The organism is Streptomyces sp. NPDC040718 (assembly GCF_055593565.1).
In genome coordinates this window covers 112316-127417 of record NZ_JBVIXO010000015.1, presented here as the reverse complement: position 1 = coordinate 127417, position 15102 = coordinate 112316, and the positions used below count along the sequence as shown (strand labels likewise).

The 15102-nt window shown below is 73.0% G+C and carries 15 protein-coding genes; 8 read left to right on the top strand and 7 right to left on the bottom strand.

Annotated features, from left to right (window positions below):
- Positions 1-12: 12 nt before the first annotated feature.
- From ACZ597_RS29575 to ACZ597_RS29565, 3 genes are all read left to right on the top strand, one after another.
- Positions 13-276 carry a hypothetical protein gene (locus ACZ597_RS29575; RefSeq protein ID WP_471336368.1) on the top strand — a complete coding sequence of 88 codons (264 nt, stop codon included), beginning with the start codon at positions 13-15 and terminating at the stop codon, positions 274-276.
- Positions 277-302: 26 nt separating this feature from the next.
- Positions 303-890 (top strand): hypothetical protein, encoded by a 588-nt coding sequence (locus ACZ597_RS29570; protein WP_471336365.1) that lies wholly within the window; start codon positions 303-305, stop codon positions 888-890.
- 122 nt (positions 891-1012) lie between these two features.
- Positions 1013-1483 (top strand): RidA family protein, encoded by a 471-nt coding sequence (locus tag ACZ597_RS29565; protein WP_471336362.1) that lies wholly within the window; start codon positions 1013-1015, stop codon positions 1481-1483.
- A gap of 170 nt (positions 1484-1653) precedes the next feature.
- On the opposite strand, the gene ACZ597_RS29560 is transcribed toward ACZ597_RS29565, so the two are convergent.
- The 5 genes from ACZ597_RS29560 to ACZ597_RS29540 all read right to left on the bottom strand — a co-directional run bounded on the left by ACZ597_RS29560 (position 1654) and on the right by ACZ597_RS29540 (position 8077).
- Positions 1654-2493 carry a PhzF family phenazine biosynthesis protein gene (locus ACZ597_RS29560; RefSeq protein WP_471336359.1) on the bottom strand — a complete coding sequence of 280 codons (840 nt, stop codon included), beginning with the start codon at positions 2491-2493 and terminating at the stop codon, positions 1654-1656.
- A gap of 103 nt (positions 2494-2596) precedes the next feature.
- The gene (locus ACZ597_RS29555) at positions 2597-3361 is read right to left on the bottom strand and encodes a 2OG-Fe(II)-dependent halogenase WelO5 family protein (RefSeq protein ID WP_471336356.1); all 765 of its coding nucleotides are present in this window, start codon (positions 3359-3361) and stop codon (positions 2597-2599) included.
- 123 nt (positions 3362-3484) lie between these two features.
- Positions 3485-3676 carry a hypothetical protein gene (locus tag ACZ597_RS29550; protein ID WP_470972717.1) on the bottom strand — a complete coding sequence of 64 codons (192 nt, stop codon included), beginning with the start codon at positions 3674-3676 and terminating at the stop codon, positions 3485-3487.
- A 121-nt stretch (positions 3677-3797) separates the two neighbouring features.
- Entirely contained in the window at positions 3798-6740 is a 2943-nt protein-coding gene (locus ACZ597_RS29545; RefSeq protein ID WP_471336352.1) for an alpha/beta hydrolase, read from the bottom strand.
- A gap of 803 nt (positions 6741-7543) precedes the next feature.
- Positions 7544-8077 (bottom strand): NUDIX hydrolase, encoded by a 534-nt coding sequence (locus tag ACZ597_RS29540; protein WP_471336349.1) that lies wholly within the window; start codon positions 8075-8077, stop codon positions 7544-7546.
- A 58-nt stretch (positions 8078-8135) separates the two neighbouring features.
- On the opposite strand from ACZ597_RS29540, the gene ACZ597_RS29535 reads away from it, so the two are divergent.
- Both ACZ597_RS29535 and ACZ597_RS29530 read left to right on the top strand, forming a co-directional pair.
- Entirely contained in the window at positions 8136-8672 is a 537-nt protein-coding gene (locus tag ACZ597_RS29535) for a GNAT family N-acetyltransferase (protein WP_471336346.1), read from the top strand.
- 3 nt (positions 8673-8675) lie between these two features.
- On the top strand, positions 8676-9413 hold the full coding sequence (locus ACZ597_RS29530) for a VOC family protein (protein ID WP_471336343.1): 738 nt from the start codon (positions 8676-8678) through the stop codon (positions 9411-9413).
- 549 nt (positions 9414-9962) lie between these two features.
- Here ACZ597_RS29530 and ACZ597_RS29525 read toward each other — a convergent pair.
- On the bottom strand, positions 9963-11162 hold the full coding sequence (locus tag ACZ597_RS29525; RefSeq protein WP_471336340.1) for a thiolase C-terminal domain-containing protein: 1200 nt from the start codon (positions 11160-11162) through the stop codon (positions 9963-9965).
- Positions 11163-11414: 252 nt separating this feature from the next.
- Here ACZ597_RS29525 and ACZ597_RS29520 point away from each other — a divergent pair, with 252 nt between their 5' ends.
- Together ACZ597_RS29520 and ACZ597_RS29515 are read left to right on the top strand one after the other, a co-directional pair.
- Positions 11415-12605, top strand: coding sequence for an acyl-CoA dehydrogenase family protein (locus ACZ597_RS29520; RefSeq protein WP_471336337.1), 1191 nt, complete (start codon positions 11415-11417; stop codon positions 12603-12605).
- Positions 12605-13105, top strand: a complete 501-nt coding sequence (locus ACZ597_RS29515; protein ID WP_471336334.1) for a nitroreductase family deazaflavin-dependent oxidoreductase — start codon at positions 12605-12607, stop codon at positions 13103-13105. Before ACZ597_RS29520 ends, ACZ597_RS29515 begins: the two co-directional genes overlap by 1 nt.
- Before the next feature lie 84 nt (positions 13106-13189).
- Here ACZ597_RS29515 and ACZ597_RS29510 read toward each other — a convergent pair whose 3' ends face one another.
- Positions 13190-13837, bottom strand: coding sequence for a TetR family transcriptional regulator (locus ACZ597_RS29510; RefSeq protein WP_007265731.1), 648 nt, complete (start codon positions 13835-13837; stop codon positions 13190-13192).
- Positions 13838-14195: 358 nt separating this feature from the next.
- Here ACZ597_RS29510 and ACZ597_RS29505 point away from each other — a divergent pair, with 358 nt between their 5' ends.
- Complete coding sequence (locus tag ACZ597_RS29505; protein WP_471336331.1) at positions 14196-15002, top strand: VOC family protein; 807 nt, start codon at positions 14196-14198, stop codon at positions 15000-15002.
- Positions 15003-15102: the final 100 nt, after the last annotated feature.

Genomic DNA, 15102 nt, shown 5'->3' with positions numbered 1-15102 from the left:
CAGGAGACCCCGATGCGCACCACCACCACGTACCACTTCGTCGTCGTCCCGGACGGCCGCGGCCCCGAGGGCGCGGCGCCGGAGCTGGCGGCCGTACGGCTGCTCTCGTTACTGCCGGCGGACTGGGGCTACGCCCCGGAGTTCCCCGGCGGGACGGTCTCCCTGCGGCTGACCCCGCCGCCCGGCACCACCGAGGAGGCGGCGCACGCCGCCTTCGCCGCCGCGCTCGCCGACCCGGGGCTGCGGGGCTGGAGCTGGGCCAACCGGCCGGCCTGAGGACCCCGCGGTTAGGGTGCGGGGTCATGGACACGCTCAGAGCAGCCGGGCGGGGGCTCGTCGCCCTCGCCGGGGCCGCCGCCGCGACCGCGGTCGCCGCCCCGCTGTACGAACACCCCGGCGGCCCGGCCCTGCTGGCCGACCTGAACCACCCCGTACCGCTGGCCGGCCTGGCGGTCCTCGCGCTCGCGGGGGCCGCCCTGCTGCGTTCGCGCCGCCCGGAGGTGCGCAGGGCGGCCGGGGCGGGGCTGGCCCTGGCGGCGGTCCTCGGGGCGCTCGCCGTCCCCGCGTACGGGGTGGTCACCGATCCGATGCCGATGCCGGAGTGGGACGTCCCCGCGCCGGACGGCTCCGCCCGGCGGCTGGTCGTGGAGCAGACCTCGGCGCTGACCGACCCGGTCTGGCGGATCTACGTCGACGCGGGGACCTTCCCGACGGCCCGCCGCTGGCCGGTCGCCGAGTACCGGCTCGACCCGGAGTTCGAATTCACCAAGGGCGTACTCGAAGCCAACTGGCCCGACCCGGACCACGTCCGGATCATCGACCTCGACCACACCCACCGCGACCTGCGCATCGCCCCCGACGGCCGCCCGCTGGACCGGCTGGACTGGTAGCAGATCGCCGCCGGGGCCGGTGCCACAAGGGCGGAGCCCGCCCCAAGAGGCCTTCCGCGGTGGGACGATGGTGCGAGCCGTCGAGGCGGGACCAGGTCAGGTCGAGGTCACCAGGGGGTGCCATGAGCGTTGACGTCCGCGAAAGGCTAGCCGAGCTCGGATTACGGCTGCCGGAGGTGAGCGCCCCCAAGGGGGCCTACGTGCCCGCCGTCCGCAGCGGCATCCACGTGTTCGTCGCCGGTCAGATCCCGCTGACCGGCGGGGAACTGACCCTGACCGGCAAGGTCGGCGCCGAGGTGTCCCCGGAGCGGGCCAGGGAGCTGAGCCGCCAGTGCGCGCTGGCGGCGCTGGCCGCCGCCGACTCGGTGGCCCCGCTGGAGTCCGTGGTGCGGGTGGTCAAGGTCGTCGGGTACGTCTCCTCCGCACCCGGCTTCACCCGCCAGGCGGGGGTGGTCGACGGTGCGAGCGAGCTCCTGGTGGAGGTCTTCGGCGAAGCGGGCCGCCACGCCCGCAGCGCGGTCGGGATGGACATCCTCCCGCTGGACGCCCCGGTGGAGATCGAAATCGTCCTGGAGGTCACCGACCGGCCCTGAGGGCACGCCCCGCCCCGCCCCGATTCGATCCGGATCCCGGCCGCCGGGATCCGCCCTCCGCGCAAAGGCCGGGGCCCTCAGGGAGATCGGTCGCCGGGTGCAGGCCGACCGCCGGGCCATCGGGCTCCGGCCCGCCGGAATTCGGAAACCGCCCGGCCAGGGCAGGGGCGTCAGGCGATCGGGACCGCCGTGCCCGTCACCTCGATGCCCGCCGCCGGGTCCGCCGGGATGCCCACCTCGATCAGGCTCGGGCGGCCCATGTCGACGCCCTGGTGGACGGTCAGTACGGCCGGCAGCTCGACCAGGCCCAGGCTCCGCAGGTACCCGCCGAAGGCCGCCGCGGCCGCGCCGGTCGCCGGGTCCTCGACCACCCCGCCGGGCGGGAACGGGTTGCGGGCGTGGAAGACGTCCGCCGACTCCCTCTGGACCAGCGTGATCGTGGTCCAGCCGCAGCGCGCCATCAGCCCGCTGAGCGCGGGCATGTCGTAGTCCAGGTCGGCGAGCCGCTCCCGGCTCGCCGCCGCGATCACCGGATGCCAGGCACCCGCGTACGCGGCCCGCGGCGGCAGCGCCGGATCGAGGTCCGCCGCCGACCAGCGCAGCGCGGCCAGCAGCTCCGCCAGGTCGGCGTCCGCGATGGGCTCCGTACGCGGCTCCACGCTCACCAGCGTCGCGACCACGCCGCCGTCCGGACCGGCCGAGGTCGTCACCGGGACCGTGCCCGCCTGCGTGTGCAGCAGCAGGTCCCCGACACCGTGCCGCTGGGCGTAGGCCACGGCGGTCGCGATGGTGGCGTGCCCGCAGAACGGCACCTCGGTCTGCGGACTGAAGTAGCGGATGTCCAACGCCCCGTCCTGGCGGGGCACGGCGAAGGCCGTTTCCGAGTAGCCGACGTCCGCCGCGACCGCGGCCATCGTCGCCTCGTCCATGCCGGTGGCGTCCAGCACCACACCCGCCGGGTTCCCGCCCAGCGGGTCGGTGCTGAAGGCCACGTAGCGCAAGAGGTCCATCGCCCGAACGTAGCGGGCCCGTCACCCGGTCGTCAAAAACCCTGCTGCGCCCGAAAGTTGACGACCGGCGGGGCGGGCCCGCGGCACGACGGACGGCCGCCCGTCACGCCCAGGTGAGCAGCTGCCCGGACGTACCGAGCCCCACCGCGAACCCCAGCGCGATCCTGCGGTCCCCGCGACTGGGCCGCACCGCGTGGAAGAACCGCGGATCGATCAGCAGCGCCTCGCCGACCTCCGGAGCCAGCTCGATCGACTCGGCACCGGCCACCACCGCCTCGTCGAACCCGTACCGGGCCGACAGCCGGTGCACCTCGTCCTCGGGCTGCCAGCGGTGCCTCCACAGCACCGTCTCACCGCCCTCCGGCGGCACGCTGAGGTACAGGTTGAACGCGAACTGCCCGATCAGCGGCTCGTCGAGCAGGTCGCCGTCGTACTCGCGCAGCGCGTCGTCGAAATGGACCTGGAACCCCTGGTTCGGCTCCCGGGCCACCCCGTCGCCCATCTCCACGCCGCCCCTGCGGCCCACCGCCACCCCGCCCGGCCAGGCCGCGGCGAGCGCCTCCCGGGAAGTGCGGAACGGATCGAACGACAGGCCCAGGCCCTGCCAGGCCTCGTGGTGCCCCTGCATCGCCTTCCAGTAGGTGTCGGCGACCCCTCCGTCCGCCATGTGGTCGCTGACGCCCACTCCGAACCGCATCACCGGCGGATCGACGCGGGCCTGTCCGTACGAGTCGAACACCTGCTCCCGCAGCGCGCCGAGCACCTCGTCACACCGCTCGCGCGGCAGGAAGGAGGGGACCCGGACCGCCGCGTACCGCCCGGCGGCCAGCCCGGCGAGCAGCTCGTGGGTGAACGCCGGCGCGGTCACGGCGCGGAAGAACGGATCGTGCGGTGGGGCCGGTAACGCACTCTGAGTGGTTCGCCCTGAGGATTGCCCTGACGTCATTCGATCGCCCCCCGGCGTCGGAAAGACAACAGAAAACAATGGCACCTATCCGGGATGCGTCCCGCTGGTCGCGCGGAACGCGGTCTTCGCGTCGAGCTCCAGTGCCTGGCGTCCGGCCTCCAGCGCTTCCATCGCGATCCGCCGGCCGACCTCCGCCTGCATCTGCTCCAGGTCGCTCCCCGGAGCACCCCATCTGAGGGAATGGTCGTCGTTCGAATCGGTCGGGACAGCAGTCATCGGCGGACCTCCGTGCATTTCGGTGTGGGACGCGTCACACAGGGTGAGGCAACGTCAGGCTACGCGCAAGCCCGCACCGGCCGTTGGAGTTCCGTCCAACTCGTATGAAAAGAGGGAGGTTTCAGCCCGGCATCTCCCGCCGGGTCTTCTCCAGCAGATCCCTGGCCTGCACCGACAGCAGCTGCTCCGAAGGCACCACCCGGTTCAGGTCGCGCACCAGGGCCGTCAGCTCGTTCACCGCTTCGGGCGTACGCCCCACGATCCCCAGGAGCACCCACACGAAGGTGAGCCGCAGCCGCATCACCATGTAGGAGTCCGGCGGCTGAGCGGCGTCCCGCAGCGCCTCCCGGATCACCTGCTCCGCCTCCTGCGCCCGGCCCTGCCCCAGCAGCGCGTGCGCCAGCGTCTCCCGCACCCGCAGGATCTCCGGCGTCGACGGCGGCCAGTGGTTGCGCCGGCTGATGTCCCGGATCTGCCAGGCCTCCGCCTCCGCCTCCGCATTCCGGCCCTGCGCCCCCATCGCCCGGGCCAGGGTGTGGCGCACCACCAAGGTGTCGTAGTGCTCCGGGCCGCGCACCTCGTTCTCCGCCTCCACGATGGAGCGCAGCATCTCCTCGGCCTCCGCCGCCCGCCCCTGCTCGTTGATCGCACGGGCCAGCTTGTGCCGGCTGGCCAGGGTGTCGGCGTGGTTCTCCCCCAGGATCCGGGTACGCGCCAGCACCACCCGCGCCAGCAGCCGCTCGGCCTCAGGCAGCTGCTCCCGGTCCAGATGGATGCGGCCCTGTTCGTGCCGAAGCCCCAGGATCTCCCGGTCGTCGACGTCGAAGCCGAAGGAGGAGCAGCGCTCCACCATCGGGATCACCAGGTCGTGCGCCGGCCCCAGCAGCCCCGTCGCTATCAGGTAGCGGGCGGTCAGCCGCGCCAGCTCCAGCGCGTCCGTGCGCACGGTGCGGTCCGACAGCTTCAGGTCGCCGAGCAGGCAGGCCCGCGCCACCTCCAGCGCGTGCGGGGCCAGCGCCGCCCACAGCGGCCAGTTCGCCGGGTGGTCGGGATTGCGCTGGTGGGTGGCCTGGAGCACCATCCGCACCGCCAGCCCGTAGTAGTCCGCGGGCCGGTCCCGCACCTCCCGGTCCTCGCGCAGCACCCCGTGCACCACGGGGTGCAGGGTCAGTACGTGGGCCAGGTCGCGCTCGGCGACGCCCTCGCGCTCGTAGAAGTCCACCAGCCCGAACTCCTCCAGGCCCGCGAGCGCCGCGTAGGTGCGCGCCGGGGTGATCCCCGGGAAGAGCGGGGACTGCGAGAGCGGCGGATCGCCGAGCAGACAGCGGTAGGGGACCGGCGCGATGCTCAGGCAGGCGAACACCTTCAGCAGGGTCGCCGCCTGCGCCCGCTCCTGGCTGCTCAGCAGGTCCATGGCGATCCCGCAGACCTTCTCCACGATCTCCCGGCCCAGCAGCTCGCTCAGGTCCGGGCCCGCCTGGCCCGGGGCGGCGTCGACCCGTGCGGCGACCGCCCGGCCGAACGTCTCGAAGTCCCGGATGTCGCTGTCCAGGGAGATCCGGCTCTCGCTGACCGCCTTGATCACGTCCGCGGCGTGCCGCAGCGCCAGCGGCAGCCCGCCCAGCTGCCGCGACAGCCGGCGCGCCTGCTCGTTCGTACCGCCCAGGCCGCCCGTCCGCTCCAGCAGCATGGACGCCCCGTCCTCCTCGCCGAGCGGGACCACGTGGTGGACGGCGCTGGTCTCGCCCCAGGTCTGCTGGCGGCGCACCCGGCTGGTGACCAGCACCGTTCCCTTCGCGTTCTGCGGGCGGCGCAGCCAGCCGGCGCCGTCCGCGACCTGGCCCTCGGGAGGGCCGAGGCGCTCGGGGTCGTCCGCGTTGTCGAAGATCAGCACCCAGGGGTCCGGGCACGCGTTCAGCAGCGTCCACACGAGGTCCATGGCCGTGCCCAGCAGCCAGGCCCGCTCCACCGTGATCGACGGGGCCCCGAGGTCCCGGGCGATCATCCGCATGCGCAGGCTCAGTTCCGGCATCGACACCCACCACACCCGGTGCCCCGCCCGCTGTGCCCGGTCGGCGACCTCCAGCGCCAGCCGGCTCTTGCCCGACCCGCCCAGCCCGGACAGTACGTGCACCTGCTGGCGGGCCTGCTCCGACAGCAGCGAGGCGACCAGGCTCAGCCGCTCCTGCCCCTTCAACTTGCCCTCCTCCAGCGGCCCGTACGGCGGCGGCGGGAACGGCGCCAGGTCCAGCTCCCCGGCGGCGGGCGGCGGCAGCGAGGGCCGCCCGGCCGCCTCGGCGGGGGAGCGGGGCGCGAGCAGCCCGGCCCCGTCCGCGGGCCCCTCCGCCGGCCCGTGCGCCGCCTCCAGCAGCGCGGCGCGGACCGCCTTGTAGGGGGCGGCGCCGCGGTCGGCGGGCTGCACGATGGAGAAGTGGTCGGCGTCGATCACCCCGCCCTTGGGGAACACCCCGTGCGCGACGACGGGCGGCACGATCTCGTCGCCGGAACCCCCGTACGCCCGCACCGGTATGGGGCATTCCTGGTCGCCGTACACCCGCCCGTGCACGACGGCGCCGAGGACGGTGCGCTGCGCCTCCGTCACGGCCCGGTCGAAGGGGCGCAGTTGCTTCTCCTGGGGGTTGTTCCAGAACTTGAGCCAGCTGCGGACGGTGAGGAAGAACCCGGAGCCGGTGTTGGGGCAGGCGAACATCGTGAAGTGCTTGATGCGGGCCAGCTCCCGGCCCGCGCCGTGCCACAACTTCCGTGCGAGGAACCGCTGTACGACCAGCCCGCCCTGGCTGTGGGTGACCAGCACGATCCGCTCGGCCTCGGCGAGCTCGGTCTCCAGGAAGGTGCCGAGCTGGTCGGCGACGTCGTCGGTCTCCGCTACCCGCCGGTCGGGCCGCAGACGGACGAGCGAGGAGTTGTACTCGAACCGGTGGACGCTGACCCAGTCGGCCAGCTCGGGATCGGTGGTGAGGAGGGCGTGGAAGCCCGCCCACACCTTGGCGGAGGAGAACAGGCCGTGCACCAGCACGAGGTGGACGCGTGTCCGTACCGCCATCGCGAACCTCCGCAGCCAGAATGTGGGTTGAAGCAGAAGGATTTCGGTCGCAGATGAAAACTTAGATGAAGAACTACCCGCGTCAATGATGCACGCGGGGCGACCGCGGGATCTATAACCAGACACCCTCGGACCCGGCGCGCAACAGGCGCGCCGGGCGCGCGCGGGGGCGCGCCGAGCGCGAACCCCGGGCGGCGCGAGCGCCCCGGAAGGGGGCGCCCGGCGCGGCGGGGGCGCGTGGGGGTGCGGGCTGGAGGGGGACGGGGTGGGGGCGGGGTTGGAGGGGGACGGGGTGGGGGCGGGGTTGCGGCTGGGCCGTGTCACAGCCGGTTTGGGGGTTTCCCGTCAGTCCCATCGTCCTTCCGTGTCGGGCCGGTCCCTCAAGGGCGCTCCTTCGTCGCGTCGCTTCGCGATGGCCTTCGGCCACCCTTGACCGACCGACCCGCCCCGGAAAGCCGAAAGACTGCCGGGAAGCCCCCAAAAGAACGGTCACGGGGCAGGGGGAGGGGAGCGGCCGCGTCAGCGATGAGGCGACGGGGCCGGGCGTCGGCCCGCCGGGCATCCGGGCCCTCAAGAGTCGCGATTCCGGACCAGGGGCGCGACTACCCGCACGAGAGGTCGATCAGAGCCCCCTACGGAGCACCCGGGCGCACCGGATCGCTACGCGCTCCTGTCGTCTCGGCGTCCGACGACCGTCCGGGGCTGATACCCGCACCAGAGAGCGAACAGAGCGGCCCGGGAAGCCGTTGGGCGCACCAGATCGCTACGCGCTCCTCTGATCTCGGCGGCCGGCGGCCGAGTGGTCAGCGGATGCCCTCGTCCATGAGGACGTAGAGCAGGGGGACGAGGCAGCCGCTGCTGACGATCTCCCGGCGGTCGATCATGCCCCGGACGTCCGCCAGGGGGATCCACTCGATGCGGTCGGACTCGTTCTTCTCGGTCGGCGGTCCCACGTAGATGGCGCCGTCCGCACGGAACAGGTGGTGCTGCGAGTCCGTGATGCCGGCCGCCGGCTCCGCGTAGACGAGCGGCTTCATCGGGCCCGGACGCCAGCCCGTCTCTTCGAGGACCTCGCGGGCGGCTGCCTCGGCGGGGGTCTCGTCCGCCTCGACGAGGCCCATCGGGAGTTCCCAGGCCCAGGTGTCGGTGATGAAACGGTGGCGCCACATCATCAGGACCTCGCGCCGGTCGTTGAGAACGGCCGCCACGGCCAGGTTCCTCAGCTTCACCACGTGGTGCTCGAAGCGGCTTCCGTCAGGTGTCTCCACGTCCGCGAACCAGAGGTCGAGCCACTCGTTCTCGTAGATCGGACGCTCTCCGTGGATCTTCCACTGCATGAGTACAGCATCGCTTATTCGTTTGCCGCCGGTCAGCCCGGCCCGATAGGAAGCACGCATGCTTAGAGGCGGCAAGGTCGGGCTCAGGGCCCGGCACGAGGACGACATCCCGATCCTGCGGACCGAGCTCTACGACGACGTCGTCAACGGCTCGCGATCCGAAGCCGGGCCGTGGAAGCCGATCACGCCCGGCTCGAAGGACCCCCGGCTCGTCGTGGACGACACGAAGGAGAGCAGCGTCCAGTTCTCCGTGGTGGAGCTGGAGGGCGGCACGCTTGTCGGCGCCGCCACGTTCTGGGGCATCGACACCCACAACCGGTCCGCGCACATCGGGCTGGGTCTCCTGCCGGCCGCACGCGGCAAGGGTTACGGGACCGATGTCGTCGCGGTCCTGTGCCACTACGGCTTCGTCGTGCGCGGCTTCCACCGCATGCAGATCGAAACGCTGGCCGACAACGCGGCGATGCTGCGCGCCGCCGAGAGCAACGGCTTCGTCCGCGAGGGAGTACTCCGCTCCTCGGCGTGGGTGCTGGGCGAGTTCCTGGACGAGGTGCTCCTCGGACTCCTCGCCAAGGACTGGAATGCGAGGATCTGAGGCATGTCAACGAGGCTCGTGCAGATCAACATGAAGGCCGGGGACGACTCCGCGCTCGGCCGGTTCTGGGCGGAGGCACTCGGCTGGGGCATCGACAGCGAGGGACCCGGCGTCACCAACCTCGAACCCCCGGACTACTCCTACCCCGACCCCGCGGCCGTCTGCATCGACCTCATCGCCCGCCCGGAACCCAAGACGGGGAAGAACCGGGTGCACATCGATCTGGCCACCACCTCGGCCGCCCACCAGGCGGAGCTGGTCGCACGCCTGAAGGACCTCGGCGCCACCCTCGCCGACGTGGGACAGGGCGACGTCCCCTGGACCGTCATGTCCGACCCGGAGGGCAACGAGTTCTGCGTCCTGGAGCCCCGCCCCGTCTACCGGGACACGGGGCCGATCGCCGCGGTGGTGGTCGACTGCACCGATCCCCGGGAGATGGCCCGGTTCTGGGGCCGGGCGACGGACTGGGCGCTGCACGAGGTCACCGACGACCAGGCGACCCTGCGATCCGCTCAAGGCGTGGGCCCCTACCTGGAGTTCATCCGGACCCCGGACACCAAGAGCGGGTGGAACCGCGTCCACCTCGACGTCGCCCCCTACCCCGGCGGCGACCTGGAAGCAGAAGCGGCCCGCCTCCGCGCCCTGGGCGCCACCGACCCCGGCATCGATCAGTCCGCGATCCACTGGAAGGTCCTGTCCGACCCGGAAGGCAACGAGTTCTGCCTCCTCACCCCCCGCTGACCTCCCCGCGCCGCCACTGGCCGTCCCCCAGTGCGGCCATCAACCCCAGACGGTCGCCGGACGCCGAGCGATGGGGAGCGCGTAGCGATCTGCCGCGCCCGCGCCCTCCCCGCGCTGCCCTGGTCATCCTCTGGTGCGGGTATCAGCCCCAGGCGGTCGCCGGACGCCAAGCCGGGAGGAGCGCGTAGCGATCTGGTGCGCTTGGGTGCTCCGCTGGGGGCTCTGGTCAGCCTCTCGTGCGGGTAGCCGCGCCCTCGCCCGGAATCGCGACTCTTGAGGGCCCGGATGCCCGGCGGGCCGACGCCCGGCCCCTCGTCTCATCGCTGACGCGGCCGCTCCCCTCCTCCTGCCCGGTGACCGTTCTTTTGGGGGTTTCCCGGCAGTCTTTCGGCTTTCCGGGGCGGGTCGGTCGGTCAAGGGTGGCCGAAGGCCATCGCGAAGCGACGCGACGAAGGAGCGCCCTTGAGGGACCGGCCCGAACCGGAAGGACGATGGGACTGACGGGAAACCCCCAAACCAGCCATGAGACCGTCTCAGGGCATACCGCCCCTACCCCCGCCCCAGCAGCACCGTGCCCGAGGAGCAGAACCAGCCTCCCGTGCCCGAGGCCAGGGCCACCTGCGGGAGGCGGCCTCCGGGCTTCGTGACCTGGCCCGGGCCCGCTTCGCCGCGTAGCTGGCGGACGGCTTCGACCAGGAGGAAGAGGCCGCGCATGCCCGGGTGGCAGGCGGAGAGGCCGCCGCCGTCGGTGTTGACCGGGAGTTCGCCCTCCCGCAACAGGCGGCCCTTCTCCACGAAGGCGCCGCCCTCGCCCTTGGCGCAGAAGCCGAGGTCCTCCAGGGTCACCAGGGTCATGTACGTGAAGGCGTCGTAGATCTCCGCGAGGTCCACGTCCGCCGGGGTGAGGCCCGCGCGGGCGAAGGCCTGGCGGCCCGAGGCGGCCGCGGGGGAGACGGTGAAGTCCTCCCACTCCGACATCGTCGTGTGGGACACCGACGTGCCCGTGCCCAGCACCCACACCGGGGACTTCGCCGTGTCCGGTACGTAGTCCTCGGCCGCCAGCAGGACGGCGCAGCCGCCGTCCGAGCGGATGCAGCAGTGGAGCTTGGTGAACGGGTCGGCGATCGGCTCCGACGAGAGGACGTCCTCCACCGTGATGGGGTCCCGGAACATCGCGTCGGCGTTCGTCGCGGCGTTCGCCCTCGCCTGGACGGCCACCGAGGCGAGCTGTTCCAGCGTGGTGCCGTACTCGTGCATGTGCCGCCGCGCGGCCATCGCGTACTTGGACACGAGCGTGTGGCCGTAGGGGACTTCGAACTGCAGCGGCCCCCGTGCCCCGAACGACAGGTTCGACGTGCGCCGCCGGGCCTTGATGTCGGCGCGGGCCGTGGAGCCGTAGACGAGCAGGACGGCGTTGGCGTGGCCGGCGGCTATGGCGTCGGCGGCGTGGGCCGCCATGACCTCCCAGGTGGAGCCGCCGACGGAGGTGGAGTCGACCCAGGTGGGCCGCAGTCCGAGGTACTCGGCCACCTCCACCGGGGCGAGTACGCCGAGCCCCGCCGAGGCGAAGCCGTCGATGACGGAGCGGTCGAGGCCGGAGTCGGCCAGTGCCCGGCGGGCGGCCTGTGCGTGCAGGGCGTAGGGGGTCGGGCCGTCGACCCGGCCGCAGTCCGAGAGGGCGACGCCGACCACCGCGACCCGGCGTCGGGGCGTGGAGGGGGAGACGGGCGCAGAAAGGGGTCCAGGCATGATCGGACGGTACAACTGACGTCCCGTCAGATGCTAGACCGCCGCCGATGCCGCCGATGCCGCCGATGCCGCCGATGCCGCCGATGCCGCCGATGCCGCCGATGCCGCCGATGCCGCCGATGCCGCCGATGCCGCAAAGGCCCCTCCCCCTCCCCCTCCGCCCGCGCCGGGCAAAGGGCGGCCTCCCCCCTGTGCATCTCACCCCCGCCGCCCTAACATGACGCCCCGTCAGATACGGGGAGGAGCCCGACGATGGATGCCGCCTTCACCGCGGAGCAGGACGAGATGCGCCGTACCCTGCGCGAGGTCCTGGCCAAACGCAGCGGGCCGGACGAGGTCAAAGCCGCCGTCCGGACCGCCGCGGGACACGACCGCGAGCTGTGGCAGCAGCTCTCCCGGCAGCTCGGCCTGCCGGGCATCGCCGTCGCCGAGGAGTACGGCGGCGTCGGCTGCGCCCCCGGGGACCTCGCGCTGGCCTGCGAGGAGACCGGGCGCGCGCTGCTGCCCTCCCCCCTCCTCGCCACCGCCGTCCTCGCCGCCCCGCTGGTCGCCGCCCTCGGCACCGCCGGGCAGCGCTCCGCCCTGCTGCCGCCGCTCGCCGCCGGGGGGCTGACCGCCGCCCTCGCCGTCCCCGGCCCCGCCCTGGCCGCCGCACTCGCCCTGACCGGCGACAACGCCCCCGGCGACTGGGCGGGCGGGGGCCGCGCCGGCGGGGTCCAGGCGCGCCGCGCCGACGACGGGTGGCGGCTGTACGGGGAGGTTCCCCAGGTGCTCGACGGGCACAGCGCCGGCCTGCTCCTCGTCGCGGCGCACACCGGCGGCTTCGCCCGCAGCCGCACCCTGCTGTTCCTCGTACGGGAGGACGCGACCGGCCTCGCACGCGCCCGGCAGGCCACCCTCGACGAGACCCGCCCGCAGGGCAGGATCCAACTGCGGGACGTCGAAGCGGAGTTGCTCGGCGAAGACGAGCACCACAGCCCCCTCCCCGCCCTCGCGGCCACCGGCCGCGGCGCGGCCGCCGTCCTCGCCGCCGAGGCGGTGGGCGCCGCCGACCGGGCGCTCGCCCGCACCGTGGAGTACGTACGCCGGCGCGAGCAGTTCGGCCGGGCCGTCGGCTCCTTCCAGGCGGTCAAGCACCGCCTCGCCGACCTCTACGTACAGGTCCAGGCGGCCCGCTCGGCCGCCTACTACGCCGCCTGGGACCCGGACCAGGGCGGCCTGGCCCTCGCCCAGGCCCTGGATGCCCTGCGGGCCACCGCCGGGGAGGCGATCCAGCTGCACGGCGGCATCGGCTTCACGTGGGAGCACGACGCCCACCTCTACTTCAAACGGGCTGCCGCCGACGAACTGCTCTTCGGCCCCGTCCACCGGCTGCGCGCGCACGCCGCGCACCACGCAGGACTCTTCGACCCGTCCGCGACCCCAGAGAAGGCGGCCGTCTGATGGCTCCCAGCGCTTCCACCGGTCCCGCCGGCCTCGGCGTCAAGCTGATGCAGAAGGTCTCCTCGACCCTCCTCTTCGCCAGGATCGCACCCCGCTTCATCCCCGCCATGGACAAGGCGGTGCACCGCCTCACCCGGGGAAAGGTGCTGCTCAGCGCCCGGATGCTGCCGGGCGTGATCCTCACCGCCAGGGGTGCGAAGACGGGCGAGCCGCGCACCACTCCGCTCGCGTGCATGCCGGAGGACGGAGGCGTGAGCTGGCTGCTGATCGGCTCCAACTTCGGCCGCCCCGGCCACCCGGCCTGGACCGGGAACCTGCTCAAGCACCCGGACGCGGACGTGAGCTGGCAAGGGCAGGACATCGCGGTACGGGCCCGGCTGCTGGAGGGGGCCGAGCGGGCGGCGGCGTGGCAGGCGGTGCTGAGGTTCTGGCCGCCGTACGCGACGTACCAGGCGCGCATCGAGCGGGAGATCAGGCTGTTCCGCCTGGAGCGGCGCTGACCGCAGGCGCGGCCGCGGACCCGATGGCGGACCTGGCCGCAGGTGGGGGGAGATCGACGGCGGAGCCCTCCAGGGGCTCCGCCGTCACCTGGTCGGCTTCTTGCCGGTGATGCCCAGGTGCACGAGCAGCGCCAGGTTCGGCTTGAGCTCGGCCTGCTTGACGCCCCAGGTCTGGAAGCCCTTCTGGTGCGAGGCGACCGCGGCCAGCATCGCGACGAGCGAGCCCGCCATGGCGGCCGGGCTGAGGTCCTTGTCGACCTTGCCCTTGGCCTGGAGCTCCTTCATCGACTCCGTAAGGGAGTTGGTGACGGAGTTCAGGATCTTCATGCGGATCTTGTAGAACCGCTTGTCGCCCTCGGCGGCACCGAGGTCGACGACCCGCAGGATCGCGTCGTTGCTGCGCCAGAACTCCAGGAAACCCTCGACGAGTTCCTCGGCGGCGGCCCAGCCGGCCTTGCCGACCCAGTTCCGGCCCTCGACGAGCGCCGTCAACTGCGCGCCCTCCGTGGCCATTTGCTCGGCGATCTCCAGGACGGCGCCCTCGACGTCCGGGAAGTACTGGTAGAAGGTCGCGGGGGAGGTACCGGCCTTGCGCGCGACGTCGATCACCTTGACGTCGCGGTACGGCGAGGAGCTGAGCATCTCGCTGAGGCAGTCGAGCAGCTTCTGCCGCGTCGCCTGGCCGCGCCGGCCGGCGACACGCCCGTCGACGGTGCGTACTTGTCCTGTCATGCCGTCAGCTTACCGAGGGGCGATCGGCGCGCTATTCGGCCGCCTGCAAATGGGGTTACCCGGCCGTCGACCTGCCCGGGAGGCCCTTCGGGCGGTGCCCGGCGGCGGATTCCGGCCGCCGTCGCGCCCGGGGAGGGCCGGTACGTACCGGCCCTTATCCCCCGAATAGTCTTATCAACAGGCTGTGGACAAGTTTTCGGGCGGACCATGGCTCATAGGCATGAAACGCCCGCTCTCCGGACAAGCCCACCAAGCTACCCAACGGCCCGCACCGGAACGAACCCGCACCACCGCCCACCCGCACCACCGCACGACCCGCACGACCCGCACCACCCGCACGACGGAAGGAACCCGCCCCATGGCCGCAGCCGCATTCGCGGAAGGCTCGCCCTGCTGGGTCGACGCCTCGCTCCCGGACGTCGAGGCGGGCAAGCGCTTCTACGGCGAGCTCTTCGGGTGGACCTTCGCCGCCCCCGCCGGCGCCGAGTACGGCGGCTACACCCAGGCCTACAGCCGGGGCCGCAACGTCGCCGCCCTCGCCCCCAAGCCCGACGGCCGCATGCCCACCGTCTGGGGCGTCTACCTGTACACCTCCGACGCCTACGCCTGCGCGGCCCGGATCCGCGCCGCGGGCGGCCAGATGGTGATGGACCCGCAGCCCGTCGGCCCGTACGGCACAGCCGCCATGGCCGCCGACCCCGGCGGGGCCGTCTTCGGCCTGTGGCAGCCCGGTACCCACCACGGGTTCGACGCCCAGGACGAGCCGGACACGTACTGCTGGGCGGAGGTCTACACGCGCGCCCGCGACGCCGTCGACGTCTTCTACGCCAACGTCTTCGGCTACGTCCCCCAGGACCAGGACGACTCGGAGACCGGTGTCGAGTACCGCGTCTGGTCCCCGCCCGGCAGCACGCCCGGCCCCGACACGGCCGTCCTCGGCCGCAGCCTGATCACCGACGCCTTCCCGGAGATCATGCCGGCGCACTTCCTCGTCTACTTCGCGGTCCCCGACTGCGACCGCGCCGTCGCCACGGTGCAGCGGCTCGGGGGGCGCGTGACGGCCGATCCGTTCGACACGCCGTACGGGCGGATCGCGGTCGTCGCGGACAATCAGGGGGCGGTGTTCGCGCTGCTGTCGGAGCCGCGGCCCAACGCACACCCGTAGCCGGGGTCGGACCAGGCGCGGGCCTGACAGAATCGGGTCGTACCGGTGCGCGCGCCCTTGGCAGCCGCGCGCGGGTGGAAGCGGGTCCGGCAGGGGCCCG

Bases quoted from the DNA above. Each gene is read 5' to 3' on its own strand.
- ACZ597_RS29535 (WP_471336346.1), top strand. From the start codon at position 8,136: ATGCTTAGAGGCGGCAAGGTCGGGCTCAGGGCCCGGCACGAGGACGAC.
- ACZ597_RS29505 (WP_471336331.1), top strand. From the start codon at position 14,196: ATGGCCGCAGCCGCATTCGCGGAAGGCTCGCCCTGCTGGGTCGACGCC.
- ACZ597_RS29520 (WP_471336337.1), top strand. From the start codon at position 11,415: ATGGATGCCGCCTTCACCGCGGAGCAGGACGAGATGCGCCGTACCCTG.
- ACZ597_RS29545 (WP_471336352.1), bottom strand. From the start codon at position 6,740: ATGGCGGTACGGACACGCGTCCACCTCGTGCTGGTGCACGGCCTGTTC.
- ACZ597_RS29530 (WP_471336343.1), top strand. From the start codon at position 8,676: ATGTCAACGAGGCTCGTGCAGATCAACATGAAGGCCGGGGACGACTCC.
- ACZ597_RS29575 (WP_471336368.1), top strand. From the start codon at position 13: ATGCGCACCACCACCACGTACCACTTCGTCGTCGTCCCGGACGGCCGC.
- ACZ597_RS29560 (WP_471336359.1), bottom strand. From the start codon at position 2,493: ATGGACCTCTTGCGCTACGTGGCCTTCAGCACCGACCCGCTGGGCGGG.
- ACZ597_RS29550 (WP_470972717.1), bottom strand. From the start codon at position 3,676: ATGACTGCTGTCCCGACCGATTCGAACGACGACCATTCCCTCAGATGG.
- ACZ597_RS29510 (WP_007265731.1), bottom strand. From the start codon at position 13,837: ATGACAGGACAAGTACGCACCGTCGACGGGCGTGTCGCCGGCCGGCGC.
- ACZ597_RS29515 (WP_471336334.1), top strand. From the start codon at position 12,605: ATGGCTCCCAGCGCTTCCACCGGTCCCGCCGGCCTCGGCGTCAAGCTG.
- ACZ597_RS29525 (WP_471336340.1), bottom strand. From the start codon at position 11,162: ATGCCTGGACCCCTTTCTGCGCCCGTCTCCCCCTCCACGCCCCGACGC.
- ACZ597_RS29565 (WP_471336362.1), top strand. From the start codon at position 1,013: ATGAGCGTTGACGTCCGCGAAAGGCTAGCCGAGCTCGGATTACGGCTG.
- ACZ597_RS29570 (WP_471336365.1), top strand. From the start codon at position 303: ATGGACACGCTCAGAGCAGCCGGGCGGGGGCTCGTCGCCCTCGCCGGG.
- ACZ597_RS29540 (WP_471336349.1), bottom strand. From the start codon at position 8,077: ATGCAGTGGAAGATCCACGGAGAGCGTCCGATCTACGAGAACGAGTGG.